Origin of the sequence: Kitasatospora sp. NPDC094019, assembly GCF_044764505.1 — a bacterium.
In the GTDB taxonomy this organism is placed as follows: domain Bacteria; phylum Actinomycetota; class Actinomycetes; order Streptomycetales; family Streptomycetaceae; genus Kitasatospora.
On record NZ_JBIWIF010000001.1, the window covers coordinates 1,036,461 to 1,051,771 of the forward strand.

Sequence of the window (15,311 nt, forward strand, 5' to 3'; positions counted from 1 at the left end):
CGCGGGGCGGCACTCCCGACGGGGTGAGAACCACCACTTTGCCCGAGTTGGCCGTTTTCCGCGTTTACTATCGTTTTGGCGATATCAGACCGCAATGAAGCATTGATTCGCATCCCAGGGAGACAAAACACCTTTGATCATGAGGAGCATCGCGCCATGCCCGACGCCCTGCGCCAGTTCTTCGAGATGCGCCGGGACGGCTTCGTCCAGCTCGGCGGGCTGATCTCGCTGGCCCTCGTGGTCTACATGGCCCTGGTCTTCGGCCGCTTCCTGGTCTACTGGGCCGGCTCCCGGCACGCCTTCCGGCACAACCGCCCGGCCCGGCCCGGCGACCCCGCCGCCTTCGAGTGGCACCTGATGATCCCCTGCCGGGACGAGGAGGCGGTGATCGCCCGGACCCTGGCCGGACTGCGCGCCGTCGCCCCCGCCGCCCACCTCTGGGTGATCGACGACGACAGCGACGACACCACCCGCGACCTGGTCCTCGCCGCCGCCGCGCACGACACCCGGGTCCACCTGGTCCAGCGCCGCCGCCCGCACGCCCGGATCGGCAAGGGCGCCGCCCTCAACGCCGCCTACCGGGAGATCTCCGCCGCGCTGCCGCCCGGCACCGACCGCTCCCGGGTCGTCCTCGGCGTCGTCGACGCGGACGGACAGCTCGACCCCGGCACCCTCGAACAGGTCGGCAACGAGCACGCCATGGGCCGACCCGACACCGGCGCCGTGCAGATCGGCGTCCGGATGCGCAACGCCGAGGACCCGCGCCCGCTGGCCGGCCGGGGCCGGCTCGCCAACGCCCTCGCCCGCGCCCTGGTCCGGATGCAGGACGTCGAGTTCCAGGCCAACAACGCCGGCATGCAGCTGCTGCGCCGCCGCACCGGGAGCGTCGGCCTCGGCGGCAACGGCCAGTTCGTCCGGCTCACCGCCCTCGACGCGCTCACCGCCGAGGAGGGCCGCGACGGCCGCCCCTGGCCCGAGCGCGCCCTGCTGGAGGACTACGAGTCCGGGCTCGACCTGCGACTGGCCGGCTGGCGGCTCACCCACGTCACCGAGACCAACGTCTCCCAGGAGGCCCTGGTCTCCTGGCGCCGCTTCCTCACCCAGCGCACCCGCTGGGCCCAGGGCAACCTGCAGTGCCTGCGCTACACCGGCCGGGTCCTGCGCTCGCCGCACTACCGGCCCGCCGGCAAGGCCGAGGTGCTGTACACCTTCCTCCAGCCGGTGGTCTGCGTCCTGCTGGTCGTCCTCACCCCGCTGTCGCTCGCCATCACCGGCGCCGGGCTGGTGCTCTTCCCCGAGGAGACCGCCGAGTTCCAGCTGACCTACGGCCCCTGGATGGCGGTCGCCTTCGTGCTCGCCACCCTGCCGATGGTCTTCTGGGGCCCCGCCTACCGACGGCTCGTCCGCCCCGACCGGAGCCGGCTCACCGGCCTGCTCTGGGGCCTGCTGGTCTGGCTCTACGCCTACCACCTGTTCGTGGTCGCCACCCGGGCCGCCGTCCGGATACTGCTCGGCCGCAACGGCTGGGCCAAGACCCGGCGCAACGCCGAGAAAGTCGCCGTCGGCGCCCCCACCGCCCTGGAGTCCTGACCCCGGCCGCGCCGCCGACGTCCTCGCCCCCACCGCCGCACCACCGCACCGCCCAGACCCCGGAGCCGTACCGCCATGAACCTGTGCCCCGCCCCCCGGTCCGCCGCCCGCCCGCTCGCCCCCGGCAGCGTCGCCGTCGTCCTCGGCACCCGCCCGGAGCTGGTCAAGCTCGCCCCACTGATCCACGAACTCGGCCCCGCCACCCGGCTGGTCCACACCGGCCAGCACTGGGACGAGGCGATGTCCGGCCGCTTCCTGCGCGACCTCGGCCTGCCCCGCCCCGAACTGCTCACCGGCGTCGGCGGCCGCCCCCGGGCCGGCCAGATCGCCCAGTCCCTCGGCCAGCTCGACGCCGCCTTCGCCGAGGACCGCCCGGCCGCGGTCGTCGTCCAGGGCGACACCAACGCGACCCTGGCCGGCGCCCTCGCCGCCAACGCCCGGGAGATCCCGCTCGTCCACGTCGAGGCCGGACTGCGCAGCTTCGACCGGGCGATGCCCGAGGAGCACAACCGGGTGATGGTCGACCACGTCTCCGACCTGCTGTGCGCGGCCACCCCCGACAACGCCGCCAACCTGCGCGCCGAGGCCCTCGACGAGGAGCGGATCGCGCTCACCGGCAACACCGTCGTCGAGGTGGTCCGCCGCTCGCTGCCCGACGCCGGGGAGCGGGCCGGCCTGCTCGCCCGGCACGGCCTCGCCGAGGACGGCTACGTCCTCGCCACCGTGCACCGGCCGGAGAACACCGACACCGCCGAGGCGCTCGGCGCCGTGCTCGCCGAACTCGACCGGATCGCCCGGGCCGGCACGCCGGTGCTGTTCCCGATGCACCCGCGCACCCGGGCCGCCGTCGAGCGCTTCGCCCTGGACGGGCTGCTGGCCCGGCTCACGGTGACCGGACCGGTCGGCTACGCCGACTTCCTGGGGCTCGCCCGGCACGCCGCGCTGCTGGTCTCCGACTCCGGCGGGGTCCAGGAGGAGTGCACCGTCCTCGGCCGCCCGCTGCTGGTCGTGCGCCGCTCCACCGAACGGCCCGAGGCCGTCGAGACCGGCTTCGCCGCGCTGGTGGCGCCCGGCGCCGAACTCGGCGCACTCGCCCGCGCCTGGCTCTCCGACACCCCGGAGCGGCTCGCCCGGCTCGCCGGCACCCCCAGCCCGTACGGGGACGGCCTGGCCTCCGCCCGGATCGCCGACCTGACCGCCCGACTCGCCCACCGGGCCGCCGGGCTGCCGCAGGCCGCCTGACCCGCCGGGCCCCCGGCCGGGGGCCCTCTTGACAGCGGAATTGGTCTACTCCACCTTGTGAAGGCAAGTCTCCTCCCCCGACAGGGACTTGTGTTGTCGGTAGCTCCCGCACACAGATCCGTCGACACCCGGACGGCCCTCCCCCACGAGGACCGCCGGCCTCCCCCACAGGAGCTGGAGTCATGCCACCTGCCTCACACCGGCGCCCGCGCGCCGTCCACTCGCTGCTCGCCGGCGCCACCGCCGTCGCGCTCGGCCTCGGCGGCCTGGTCCTCGCCGGCGGCGCCGGCGCCCAGGCCGCCCCCTCCGACGTCGAACTCGTCGGCAACGGCGGCTTCGAGGACGCCAACCGCCTCAACGGCTGGACCTGCGCGGCCGGCGCGCCGGAGACCACCACCGTCCACTCCGGCACCGGCGCGCTGCGCTCGACCCCGAGCGGCAGCGCGACCGGCGAGTGCACCCAGACCGTCACGGTCAGACCCTCCTCGACCTACACGCTGAGCAGCTGGGTCCAGGGCTCGTACGTCTACCTCGGCGCCCGCGGCACCGGCGGCACCGATCCGAGCACCTGGACCCCCGGCGGCACCGGCTGGTCCAAGCTCAGCACCACCTTCACCACCGGGGCCGCCACCACCAGCGTCACCGTCTACCTGCACGGCTGGTACGGACAGCCGGCCTTCCTGGCCGACGACGTGTCACTGCTCGGCCCGGGCGACCCCAAGCCCTCCCCGACCGCGACCAGCCCCACCCCGACCGGTACGGCCAGCCCGACGCCGACCGACACCACCACCCCCTCCCCCACCGCCACCACGCCCCGGCCGCCGGCCAGGCACCTGCTCACCGGCTACTGGCAGAACTTCGACAACGGCGCCACCGTGCAGCGGATCAGCGACGTCCCGGCCGCGTACGACATCATCGCGGTCTCCTTCGCCGAGGCCACCGGTACGGCCGGCGGCCTCGGCTTCGCCCTGGACCCGACGCTCTCCTCCCGGCTCGGCGGCTACACCGAGGCGCAGTTCAAGGCCGACATCGCGGCCAAGAGGGCGGCCGGCAAGAAGGTGATCCTGTCGGTCGGCGGCGAGAAGGGCACCGTCTCCGTCAACAGCTCCGCTTCCGCCACCAACTTCGCCAACACCGCCTGGTCGCTGATGCAGACCTACGGCTTCGACGGCGTCGACATCGACCTGGAGAACGGCGTCAGCTCCACCTGGATGGGCCAGGCCCTGCACACCCTGGCGGCCAGGGCGGGCTCCGGCTTCACCCTCACCATGGCACCGCAGACCATCGACATGCAGTCGACCGGCGCGGAGTACTTCAAGCTGGCGCTGAACGTGAAGGACATCCTCACCATCGTCAACATGCAGTACTACAACTCCGGCGCGATGCTGGGCTGCGACGGGCAGGTCTACTCCCAGGGCACCGTCAACTTCCTGACCGGCCTCGCCTGCATCCAGCTCAAGGGCGGGCTGCGGCCCGACCAGGTCGGCCTCGGCGTACCCGCCTCCACCAGCGCGGCCGGCGGCGGCTACGTCAGCCCGGCCGTGGTCAACAACGCGCTGGACTGCCTGGCCGCCGGCACCAACTGCGGCAGCTTCAAGCCCGACACCAAGTGGCCCGGGATCGGCGGGGCCATGACCTGGTCGACCAACTGGGACGCCAGGAACGGTGGCGGGATCGCCTCCACCGTCGGCTCGCACCTGCACGCGATGCCGTAACCGACGCACGGAGCAGTAGCCGTCACGCGGGGCCGTGAGCGCCACGCGGGGCCGTGGGCCCGGAGCCGGTCAGCCGCCGGCCCGGGCCTCCGGCACGCCCGCGGGCACCCCGCCGTGCCGCCGGCGCAGTTCGGCGGTGATCTCGGCCAACTCGCCCTCCGGCAGCAGCGGCAGCATCATCGCCACGCCCTGGAGCAGTCCGCCGAGCAGGAAGGTGGTGTCGGGGGTGGCGGCGACCAGGTCCCGGACCTCCGCCACCTCGCCGGCCGCGACAGCCTCGATCAGCCGGGCCGCGTCCACGCCGCCCTCCTCGACGAGCACCGCGCCGGTGTCGCGCGGAGCCCGCCGGGCCATCGACCGCAGCACCCGGTCGCCCACCTCGGGCGCGTACGCCTTGCGGACCGCCTCGGCCGCGATCCAGGTGAGCAGCGTGGCCACCTCGCGCTCGACGTGCTCGTCCAGCAGCCGGTCCAGCGCGCGGTCGAACGCGAGCTGGTTGCCGTGCCGGAAGGCGAGCAGCAGGGTCGCCGCGCGCGCCTTGGCCTCCTCGACCGCCTCGGCAGGCAGTTCGTCGGCCAGCACCTCGGTCACCACCACCACGCCCATGCCCTCCCGTCGTCCCTCACTGTCCGGAACTCGAAGCACACCGTACACATCCGACCTGCGAAATTCCGCGAAACCGCGCGGGCAAGACCGGAATCAATTCGGGCGGAATAGGACCTCACCCGGTCCAGGACGAATATTCGCCGGAAGGGAGCAATGGATTGGGCTATTGGGAGGCCCGATCAGCCGACATCCGGAAAAGCGGAGGAGCCGCACCCCGCGTCGGCGGGGTGCGGCTCCGGTCGGACCGGGCGGCGGCTCCGGGGAGCCGCCGGCGCGTCAGCCCTGCGGCAGCGCCGCGAGCTGGGCGGTGATCCGGGCGATGTCGGCCTCGGCGGCCTCCTGACGGGTCCGGATCTTGGCGACCACGTCGTCCGGCGCCTTGGCGAGGAACGCCTCGTTGCCGAGCTTGCCGGCGGTCTGGGCCTTCTCCTTCTCGGCCGCCGCGAGGTCCTTGGCGAGACGCTTGCGCTCCGCCGCGACGTCGATCGTGCCGGACAGGTCCAGCGCCACGGTGGCACCGGCGACCGGCAGCGAGGCGGTGGCCGCGAAGCCCTCCTCCGGCACCGTCAGGCGCAGCAGCGAGCGGATCGCGTCCTCGTGCACGGCCAGCACGGTGCCGTCGAGGTCCAGTCGGGCCGGGACCCGCTGGCCCGGCTTCAGGCCCTGGTCGGTGCGGAACCGGCGCACCTCCGTGACGACCCGCTGCAGGGTGGCGATCTCCGCCTCGGCGCCGCCGTCGCGGAACCCGCTGTCCTGCGGCCAGTCGGCGATGACGAGCGACTCGGCCCCGGTGAGCGTGGTCCACAGCGTCTCGGTGACGAAGGGCACGATCGGGTGCAGCAGCCGCAGCGTGATGTCGAGGACCTCGCCGAGGACCCGGCGCGCGGCGTCGGCCTGCGGGCCACCCTTGGCCAGGGTGGTCTTGGAGAGCTCCACGTACCAGTCGAAGACCTCGTCCCAGGCGAAGTGGTACAGCGCCTCGGAGAGCTTCGAGAACTGGTAGTCGTCGTACAGCGCGTCCACCTCGGCGACCGTGCTGTTCAGGCGCGACAGGATCCAGCGGTCCGCGGCCGTCAGCTCCTCCGGCGCGGGCAGCGGGCCCTCGACGGTGGCGCCGTTCATCAGCGCGAACCGGGTCGCGTTCCAGATCTTGTTGGCGAAGTTGCGGGCCGCCTGGACCCAGTCCTCGCCGATCGGGACGTCGACACCCGGGTTGGCGCCGCGGGCCAGCGTGAACCGCAGCGCGTCCGAGCCGTACTTGTCCATCCAGTCCAGCGGGTTGACGACGTTGCCGAAGGACTTCGACATCTTCTTGCCGTTCTGGTCCCGGACCATGCCGTGCAGCGCGATGGTGTGGAACGGCGGGGTTCCGTCCATCGCGTAGAGCCCGAACATCATCATCCGGGCGACCCAGAAGAACAGGATGTCGTAGCCGGTGACCAGGACGGAGTTCGGGTAGAACTTCGCCAGGCTCTCGGTCTGCTCCGGCCAGCCCAGCGTGGAGAACGGCCACAGGCCCGAGGAGAACCAGGTGTCCAGGACGTCGGTGTCCTGGTGCCAGCCCTCGCCGGCCGGCGGCTGCTCGTCGGGTCCGACGCAGACGATCTCGCCGTTCGGGCCGTACCAGACCGGGATCCGGTGGCCCCACCACAGCTGGCGCGAGATGCACCAGTCGTGCAGGTTGTCCACCCAGTCGAAGTAGCGCTTCTCCATCTCCTGCGGGTGGATCTTGACCCGGCCGTCCCGGACGGCGTCTCCGGCCGCCTGGGCCAGCGGGCCGACCTTGACCCACCACTGCATCGAGAGCCGCGGTTCGATGGTGGTTTTGCAGCGCGAGCAGTGGCCCACCGAGTGGACGTACGGGCGCTTCTCGGCGACGATCCGGCCGTCGGCGCGCAGCGCGGCGACGATCGCCGAGCGGGCCTCCAGCCGGTCCAGGCCCAGGAACGGGCCGTGCACGGTGATCACCGCGTGCTCGTCCATCACCGCGATGTTCGGCAGGCCGTGGCGCTGGCCGATCTCGAAGTCGTTGGGGTCGTGGGCCGGGGTCACCTTGACGGCGCCGGTGCCGAACTCCGGGTCGACGTGCTCGTCGGCGACGATCGGGATCCGGCGGCCGGTGAGCGGCAGCTCGATCTCGGTGCCGACCAGGTGCCGGTAGCGCTCGTCGTCCGGGTGGACGGCGACCGCGGTGTCGCCGAGCATCGTCTCGGCGCGGGTGGTGGCGACGACGATGGAGTCCTCGCCCTCGCCGTAGCGGATCGAGACCAGCTCGCCGTCGTCGTCCTGGTACTCCACCTCGATGTCCGAGATGGCGGTCAGACAGCGCGGGCACCAGTTGATGATGCGCTCGGCGCGGTAGATCAGCTCGTCGTCGAAGAGCTTCTTGAAGATGGTCTGGACGGCCTGGGACAGGCCCTCGTCCATGGTGAAGCGTTCGCGCGACCAGTCGACGCCGTCGCCGAGCCGGCGCATCTGGCCGGAGATCTGGCCGCCGGACTCCGCCTTCCACTTCCAGACCCGCTCGACGAACTCCTCGCGGCCCAGGTCGTGCCGGGACTTGCCCTCCTTGGCCAGCTCGCGCTCGACCACGTTCTGGGTCGCGATGCCGGCGTGGTCCATGCCGGGCTGCCACAGCGCCTCGAACCCCTGCATCCGCTTGCGGCGGACCAGGGCGTCGATCAGCGTGTGCTCGAAGGCGTGGCCCAGGTGCAGCGAGCCGGTGACGTTCGGCGGGGGGATGACGATGGTGAACGGGGGCTTGTCGCTCGCGGCGTCGGCGGTGAAGTAACCGCGCTCTACCCAGCGCTCGTACAGCTCGCCCTCTACGTCCGCCGGAGCGTAGGTCGTCGGGAGGGTGGCTGCGTCGTCCCCGGCGGGTGTGTTCGCGGGGCGCTGGTTCGTGGTGTCGGTCACGACGAACAGTTTACGTAACCCGGGAACCCGGTTACGAACGCCTTTCACCCCCCGGACACCCGGACCACCGTTCCCGGGCGGAAGCACGAGGGCCCCGGTACCGCCGCGGAGGCGGTACCGGGGCCCTCGTCCCGGCCCGGGTCCGGACGAACGGACCGGCGGGCCGGAGGGGTCTCAGGCGCTCTTGTCGCGCCGCTCCCGCTTGATCATGTCGCGCGGCACCAGGGTGGGGATGGCGTGCTTGGAGACGACGTCCCCGGTCACGACCACCCGGGCGACGTCCTGGCGCGAGGGGACCTCGTACATCACGGACATCAGCACCTCCTCCATGATGGCCCGCAGACCGCGCGCGCCGGTGCCGCGCAGGATCGCCTGGTCGGCGATGGCCTCCAGCGCGTCCCGGGAGAACTCCAGCTCCACGCCGTCGAGTTCGAAGAGCTTGCGGTACTGCTTGACCAGCGCGTTCTTCGGCTCGGTGAGGATCTGCAGCAGCGCCTCGCGGTCGAGGTTGTGCACGCTGGTGATCACCGGGAGGCGGCCGATGAACTCGGGGATCATGCCGAACTTGACCAGGTCCTCCGGCATCACCTGGCGGAAGTGGTCGCTGGCGTCCAGCTCCCGCTTCGAGCGGATGTTCGCCCCGAAGCCGATGCCCTTGGCACCCGCCCGGCCCTCGATGATCCGCTCCAGGCCCGCGAACGCGCCGCCCACGATGAACAGCACATTCGTGGTGTCGATCTGGATGAACTCCTGGTGCGGGTGCTTGCGGCCCCCCTGCGGCGGCACCGAGGCGGTGGTGCCCTCCAGGATCTTCAGCAGCGCCTGCTGCACACCCTCGCCGGAGACGTCACGGGTGATCGACGGGTTCTCGCTCTTCCGGGCGACCTTGTCGATCTCGTCGATGTAGATGATCCCGGTTTCGGCCTTCTTGACGTCGTAGTCCGCCGCCTGGATCAGCTTGAGCAGGATGTTCTCGACGTCCTCGCCGACGTAACCCGCCTCGGTCAGCGCGGTGGCGTCCGCGATCGCGAACGGCACGTTCAGCATCCGGGCCAGGGTCTGCGCCAGCAGCGTCTTGCCGGAGCCGGTCGGACCGAGCAGCAGGATGTTGGACTTCGCCAGCTCGATCGCGTCCTCGCGGCCGTTCCCGCCGCTGCGGCCGGCCTCGCCGGCCTGCACCCGCTTGTAGTGGTTGTAGACCGCCACCGACAGCGCCTTCTTGGCGAGGTCCTGGCCGACCACGTACTGGTCGAGGAACTCGTAGATCTCGCGGGGCTTCGGCAGCTCCTCGAAGCGCACCTCGGAGGTCTCGGCGAGCTCCTCCTCGATGATCTCGTTGCACAGGTCGATGCACTCGTCGCAGATGTACACGCCTGGGCCGGCGATCAGCTTCTTCACCTGCTTCTGCGACTTGCCGCAGAACGAGCACTTGAGCAGGTCGCCACCGTCTCCGATGCGTGCCACGAGGTGCTTCCCCTTCGCCAGGGGCCCCGCGGGGTTTCCGGGGCCTGGTGCTGTGGACCGACGACGCCGACGGCGATCGGTCTCGCTGTCCGACGGTACTCTGCCGAGCCGTCGATTCCGCCCTCTTCGCCGGGTCTGCCCTACGCCCTGGGCGAATTGATACCGAACAGATGCCGTCGGAGGAGCCGCCGGTGTGCCGGGGGCGGGGCGCGCGATCGGCTCGCACGCCCCGCCCCCGGCCCCCGCGGGCCGAGGACGGCGCCGCGGGGGTGCCGGCCTCAGGAGGTCAGCGATGCCTTGCGGGTCGAGATCACCAGGTCGACCAGACCGTACTCGACGGCCTCCTCGGCGGTGAGGATCTTGTCGCGCTCGATGTCCTCGCGGACCTCCTCGACCGACTTGTTGGAGTGCTTCGAGAGCATCTCCTCCAGCTGCTCGCGCATCCGGAAGATCTCCCGGGCCTGGATCTCCAGGTCCGAGACCTGGCCGCGGCCGGTCTCGGTGTACGGCTGGTGGATCAGGATGCGGGCGTTCGGCAGCGCCATCCGCTTGCCGGGGGTGCCCGCCGCCAGCAGCACGGCCGCCGCCGAGGCCGCCTGGCCCATGCAGACGGTGGTGATGTCGGGCTTGACGTACTGCATGGTGTCGTAGATCGCCGTCAGGGCCGTGAACGAGCCGCCGGGCGAGTTGATGTACATCTGGATCTCGCGGTCCGGGTCCATCGACTCCAGGCACAGCAGCTGCGCCATGATGTCGTTGGCCGACACGTCGTCCACCTGGGAGCCGAGGAAGATGATGCGCTCCTCGAACAGCTTGGCGTACGGGTCGTACTCGCGGATGCCCTGGGAGGTGCGCTCGACGAAGCGCGGGACGATGTAGCGGCCCTCCGCTCGCATGTCCTCGACGCGGGCCTTGGCGGCCGACAGGCTGGGGATGTTCATGGGTGTTCTGGTCCTCCGGAGCGTTGTGGCTGTGGTCTCGTGGGCCCGGGACGGGGCTCAGGCGCCGGTGCCGCCGCCGCCGGGGACGTCCGCGGCACTGTGCATGATCGCGTCGATCAGGCCGTACTCCAGGGCCTCCTCCGGGGTGAACCAGCGGTCACGGTCGGAGTCCCGGGTGATCTGCTCGAAGGACTGGCCGCTGTGGAAGGCGATCAGCTCCGACATCCGCTTCTTGGTGCGCAGCAGCTGCTCGGCCTGGATCCGGATGTCCGTGGCCGAACCGCCGAGGCCGGCGGACGGCTGGTGCATGAGGATGTTGGCGTTCGGCAGCGAGAAGCGCTTGCCCTTGGCGCCCGCGGTCAGCAGGAACTGACCCATCGAGGCCGCCATGCCCATCGCGATCGTGACGACGTCGTTCTTGATGTACTGCATGGTGTCGTAGATCGCCATGCCGGCCGAGATCGAGCCGCCCGGGGAGTTGATGTAGAGGAAGATGTCCTTGTCCGGGTCCGCGGCCAGCAGCAGCAGCTGAGCGGTGATCTTGTTGGCGATGTCGTCGTCGACCTGCTGACCGAGGAAGATGATCCGCTCGTTGAGCAGCCGGTTGTAGACCTGGTCGCCGAGGCCGCCGAGCACGTCACCAGCGGCGGCGTGCGGCGCCATCGGGCCGGGCATCTGCATCTGCGGGTACGTCACTTAGCCACCTGCTCAGTCGATTTGGACGGTCGCTCCACGGCCGTCACGGTGTCGCACAGCTTCCGGGTATCACGTCGTGATTGTTGCTGTCCATGGACCCTAACGCGCAGGCCGGGCCGCAGAATCCCTCACGCAGAACTGTTCGCTGTGAGCGCAGGGTTCGCGGACACAACGCAGCGGGCCCGGACACCGTACGGCGTCCGGGCCCGCTGTCGCGGCTCGGGGCGAGCGGGACTACCGGGGTGGTCAGGCCCCGGTCTTCTCCTCGACCTCGGCCTCGACCTCGGCCTCGGCCTCGGCGGCCGGGGCCTCGACGGTCTCGGCCGACTCGTCGGCCTCGTCGTCGTCGAAGTTGACCTCGTTGCCCTCGGTGTCGACGACCTTGGCGGCCTCGACCACGGTGGCCAGCGCCTTGCCGCGGGCGACCTCGCCGACCAGCAGCGGAACCTGGCCGCCCTGGACGACCTGCTGGGCGAACTGGTCCGGGGTGAGGCCCGAGCCGGCGGCGCGACGGATGAGGTGCTCGGTCAGCTCCTCCTGGGAGACGTTGAGCTCCTCGTCGGCGACGATCTGGTCCAGGACGAACTGGGTCTTGATGCCCTTCTTCGCCTGCTCCTCGGTCTCCGCCAGGAACTCGTCCTCCGACTTGCCCTGGGTCTCCAGGTAGGCCGCCAGGGTGAGGCCCATCGGCTCCAGCTGGTGGTGCTCGAGGTTGTGCTTGCGGGTCTCGATCTCGTCCTTGAGGAGCTTCTCCGGGAACTCGATCTCGACCAGGCCGAGCAGCGCGTCCAGCACCTTCTCCTGGGCCTGGGTGGCCTGGTCGTACTCCTTCATGCGCTCAAGGCGCTTGCGGGAGTCGGCCTTCAGGTCCTCCAGGGTGTCGAACTCGCTCGCCAGCTGGGCGAACTCGTCGTCCAGCTCCGGCAGCTCCTTCTCCTGGACCGCGGTGACCGTGACGGTGACCTCGGAGGTCTGGCCGGCCTGGGTGCCGCCCTTGAGCTCGGTGGTGAAGGTCGCGGTGCCACCGGCCTCCAGGCCGAGGACGGCCTCGTCGATGCCGTCGATCAGACGGCCCGAGCCGATCTCGTAGCTGACGCCGGCGGCAGTGCCGTCCTCCGGCACCTCGCCGTCGACCTTGGCCTCCAGGTCGAGGACCACGGTGTCGCCGGCGGCCGCGGCGCGCTCGACGTCCTTGACCGAGGAGAAGCGCTCGCGCAGCTGCTCCAGGGACTTGTCGATGTCCTCGTCCGAGACCACGATCGGGTCGACGGTGACCTCGATGGCCGAGAAGTCCGGGAGAGTGATCTCCGGACGGATGTCCACCTCGGCGGTGAACTTCAGGTCGCCGCCATCGGCGAGCGTCTCGACACCCTCGATGTTGGTGATGTCGGGCTGTCCGAGAACCTCGATCTTGCCCTCGTCGACGGCCTGCGTGTAGAAGCGCGGCAGGGCGTCGTTGACGGCCTCTTCCAGCACGGCACCACGGCCGAAGCGCTGGTCGATGACCCGGTTCGGGATCTTGCCCTTACGGAAGCCCGGGACCGAGACCTGCTGGTTGATCTTCTTGTACGCCGCGTCGAGGCTGGGCTTGAGCTCCTCGAAGGGCACCTCGACGGTGAGTCGAACCCGGGTCGGGTTCAGAGTCTCGACGGCGCTCTTCACGGTTGGGTCTCCTATGGGGCTTGCGGTCGGGTTGCCTCGCCCTCCCCGAACGACCGGCCGGAGCCGGATGCGGGCGAGACGGGCGAGACGGGCGATGGGCGGTTGGAGCTGCATCTCCCGTGGGGGGTGGACGGTGAGCGTGACTCCTCGCCCTCGTGCGGTCGACCTGGGTGGACGCCACAGGGACTACCGCCAGCGCCCCATCCTACCGGTACCACGAAAGGCGGACGCCAGCGCGCCGCCGTCGGGGGCCTTCCGGGGCCGTTCCGGGGTGCTTCCGGCACGTTCGAGGGCGATCGGGGGCGGGGCCGCGCCCGGGGGCGCGCGCCCCCGGTGTGGCGTGCGGCACTCTTTCCCGGGACGCCGGGGAGCCAACGACAACAGGGCCCCGCCGTGGGCGAGACCCTGCGCACTCTGTCGGGGTGGCCGGATTCGAACCGACGGCCTTCCGCTCCCAAAGCGGACGCGCTACCAAACTGCGCCACACCCCGTGGTGCCGAGAGGAAGCGTACACGCCGGGCCCTGCCGGATCGGCGAGATATTCCGAGGCCGTTCCGAGGCCCGCGCGGGAATGCTCCGGGGCCCTCACGGGAATGGGGTGTGCGCGCGGGCGGCCGGACCGGGTACGCTGTTCCCGACCTTCCGTCCGGTGACGGCCGGAGGTTCGCGCGGGCGTAGCTCAATGGTAGAGCCCTAGTCTTCCAAACTAGTCACGCGAGTTCGATTCTCGTCGCCCGCTCCACAGAACGGCCCCGAGGGATGCTGAGCATCCGTCGGGGCCGTTCGCGCGTCCGGGACCGCGCGGTGGGCGCGGGCGTTCAGAGGCCGAGCCGGGCGGCGCGGGCGGCGGCCCGGTCCAGCAGCCGGTGCACGTCGGACTGGCGGGTGGAGGGCCGGTCGTTGTACTCGTCCGGGGAGCTCACCCGGCGGCCGGTGGCGTGCAGCACCTCCATCAGCTGGACCCGGGCGGTGCGGACGGTGGCCGGGGTGCCGTAGCCGTGGGCCAGCACCGCCGCCTGGGCGCCGAGCAGACAGACCCGGCCGGCCCCGTCCCACATCGCGCCCTGCAGCCATCCGTGCGCCGCGATGTAGCGGGAGGCGAGGCCGAGGTGCTCGGCGGCGGTCACCGGCACGGGCCGGGCCGGGCGGCGCAGCACCCGGTCGAGCAGGGTGGCGCGGGGCGGGGCGTGGTCGGCGTACCAGGGCCGGAGCACCGAGCCGAGCGGGCAGACCCGGGGGCCGCCGTCGAGCGGGGGGCAGGGCGCCGGGGTGCGCGCGGGGGCGGGCAACGAGGCCAGGTACGCCTCGATCTCGGCGACCAGGCCGGAGGCGACCGGGCGGGCGGCGGCCGGGCCGGAGGCGGCCGGGGCTGCCATCGGTGCCGACGGGGGGTTCGGGGCGGTGCGGGGCATGCGGCGATCTCCAGGCGGTGCCAGTGGTGTCCGCTACCCAAAGTGGGGCATCCACGACATTTCCGCGACCGGAGTGGGCGGCCCGCGGCCCCGGGCGCCTCCGGGGCCGCCCGGGGCCGGACCGGAAGGGCCCGGGCGGTTTCCCGGCGGGCCTCCGGGCCGATAGCCTCGGCGGCGTTCGAGAGCAGTTCGACGGGCAGACGACAGTTCGAGACGATTCGAAGCCCCGAGCGGAGGAGTCCCCGTGCGCCCGCAGGACCGACTGGCCGTCATACAGCGCTGCGTGGTCCGGGAGATGGCACGGCTCGGGCAGGTGTTCACCGCCGACGGCGAGGTGGTGCGCGGTCCGGGCACCACGGCGGTGGCGGTGCGCGAGCACCAGGACGGCGAGGGCGCCGGACACGTCGACCTCGGCTGGGTGCTGGAGCTCGGCCGGGCGGACGCGCCGGTGGTGTGGGACTGCACGGCCGGTCTCGGCAAGACCGAGGAGGAGAAGCTCGACAACGCGGTGCGGATGTGGGCGACCACCACGGCGAGCGCCCTGGTGGAGCTGGCGGAGGGCCGCGGCGCGCACGGCGACCACGCCGATCACCCCGAACTGCCCGGCTGGCACGCCGTCCAGGGGCCGGCGGCGGTGTTCGGGTTCGGCAACGAGCGGCTGGCCGCCTGGCTGGCCGGGAACCGGGTGCTGCCGGCGCTGGCACCGGCGCTGCTGGCGGAGCTCTCCGGACCGGGCGGGCGGCGGCCGCACGGGGTGAAGCTGTTCCTCGGCGGCCGCGCGGGGGACGACGTGGCGGAGGTCCGGGTCGACGGCGAGGTCAGCGAGGCGGCCTCGGCTGCGCTCCGGGCGCTGGACTGGCCGCGCGGCGAACGGCTGTGCTGGGCAAGGCTGTTCGTGCTGCTGACGGCGCACGGGGAGCCCCTGGCCCCGCCGCTCCCGGCGACGGGCGCCGACGGGGCCGGTCCGGCCCGGCCGGCGGCCGTGGCGGCGGCACGCCCGCGGGGCCTGTTCGCCCGATGGCGGCGGGCGGGACGCGCGGACCGGTGAACGGTTCGCCGGCCGCGGA

At 72.0% G+C, this 15,311-nt stretch carries 11 protein-coding genes and 2 tRNA genes; 5 read left to right on the forward strand and 8 right to left on the reverse strand.

Annotated features, from left to right (window positions below; translation table 11 throughout):
- Positions 1–156: 156 nt before the first annotated feature.
- From ACIQ9P_RS04855 to ACIQ9P_RS04865, 3 genes are all read left to right on the forward strand, one after another.
- Positions 157–1,590 carry a glycosyltransferase gene (locus tag ACIQ9P_RS04855; protein ID WP_402349662.1) on the forward strand — a complete coding sequence of 478 codons (1,434 nt, stop codon included), beginning with the start codon at positions 157–159 and terminating at the stop codon, positions 1,588–1,590.
- A gap of 75 nt (positions 1,591–1,665) precedes the next feature.
- On the forward strand, positions 1,666–2,832 hold the full coding sequence (wecB, locus tag ACIQ9P_RS04860; protein WP_402349664.1) for a non-hydrolyzing UDP-N-acetylglucosamine 2-epimerase: 1,167 nt from the start codon (positions 1,666–1,668) through the stop codon (positions 2,830–2,832).
- Positions 2,833–3,014: 182 nt separating this feature from the next.
- Positions 3,015–4,547: a chitinase gene (locus ACIQ9P_RS04865; RefSeq protein WP_402349666.1), complete on the forward strand. Its 1,533-nt coding sequence runs from the start codon at positions 3,015–3,017 to the stop codon at positions 4,545–4,547.
- A 69-nt stretch (positions 4,548–4,616) separates the two neighbouring features.
- Here the strand turns inward: ACIQ9P_RS04865 and ACIQ9P_RS04870 are convergent, their stop codons facing one another.
- From ACIQ9P_RS04870 to ACIQ9P_RS04900, 7 genes are all read right to left on the reverse strand, one after another.
- On the reverse strand, positions 4,617–5,153 hold the full coding sequence (locus ACIQ9P_RS04870; RefSeq protein WP_402349669.1) for a hypothetical protein: 537 nt from the start codon (positions 5,151–5,153) through the stop codon (positions 4,617–4,619).
- Positions 5,154–5,429: 276 nt separating this feature from the next.
- Positions 5,430–8,069 carry a valine--tRNA ligase gene (locus tag ACIQ9P_RS04875; RefSeq protein WP_402349672.1) on the reverse strand — a complete coding sequence of 880 codons (2,640 nt, stop codon included), beginning with the start codon at positions 8,067–8,069 and terminating at the stop codon, positions 5,430–5,432.
- Between the two features lie 174 nt (positions 8,070–8,243).
- Positions 8,244–9,533 (reverse strand): ATP-dependent Clp protease ATP-binding subunit ClpX, encoded by a 1,290-nt coding sequence (gene clpX, locus ACIQ9P_RS04880; RefSeq protein WP_350569305.1) that lies wholly within the window; start codon positions 9,531–9,533, stop codon positions 8,244–8,246.
- A 278-nt stretch (positions 9,534–9,811) separates the two neighbouring features.
- Entirely contained in the window at positions 9,812–10,474 is a 663-nt protein-coding gene (locus ACIQ9P_RS04885) for an ATP-dependent Clp protease proteolytic subunit (protein WP_030397391.1), read from the reverse strand.
- Positions 10,475–10,531: 57 nt separating this feature from the next.
- A complete protein-coding gene (locus ACIQ9P_RS04890; protein WP_380303373.1) occupies positions 10,532–11,149 on the reverse strand; it encodes an ATP-dependent Clp protease proteolytic subunit in 618 nt (205 codons plus the stop codon).
- A gap of 267 nt (positions 11,150–11,416) precedes the next feature.
- Positions 11,417–12,832, reverse strand: a complete 1,416-nt coding sequence (gene tig, locus ACIQ9P_RS04895) for a trigger factor (protein WP_402349676.1) — start codon at positions 12,830–12,832, stop codon at positions 11,417–11,419.
- A gap of 417 nt (positions 12,833–13,249) precedes the next feature.
- A tRNA-Pro gene (locus ACIQ9P_RS04900) sits at positions 13,250–13,323 on the reverse strand.
- Positions 13,324–13,500: 177 nt separating this feature from the next.
- On the opposite strand from ACIQ9P_RS04900, the gene ACIQ9P_RS04905 reads away from it, so the two are divergent.
- Positions 13,501–13,574, forward strand: a tRNA-Gly gene (locus tag ACIQ9P_RS04905).
- A gap of 76 nt (positions 13,575–13,650) precedes the next feature.
- Here ACIQ9P_RS04905 and ACIQ9P_RS04910 read toward each other — a convergent pair.
- Entirely contained in the window at positions 13,651–14,244 is a 594-nt protein-coding gene (locus tag ACIQ9P_RS04910) for a hypothetical protein (protein WP_402349679.1), read from the reverse strand.
- A 244-nt stretch (positions 14,245–14,488) separates the two neighbouring features.
- Here ACIQ9P_RS04910 and ACIQ9P_RS04915 point away from each other — a divergent pair, with 244 nt between their 5' ends.
- A complete protein-coding gene (locus tag ACIQ9P_RS04915; protein WP_402349682.1) occupies positions 14,489–15,292 on the forward strand; it encodes a DUF6348 family protein in 804 nt (267 codons plus the stop codon).
- The last annotated feature ends 19 nt before the right edge of the window (positions 15,293–15,311 follow it).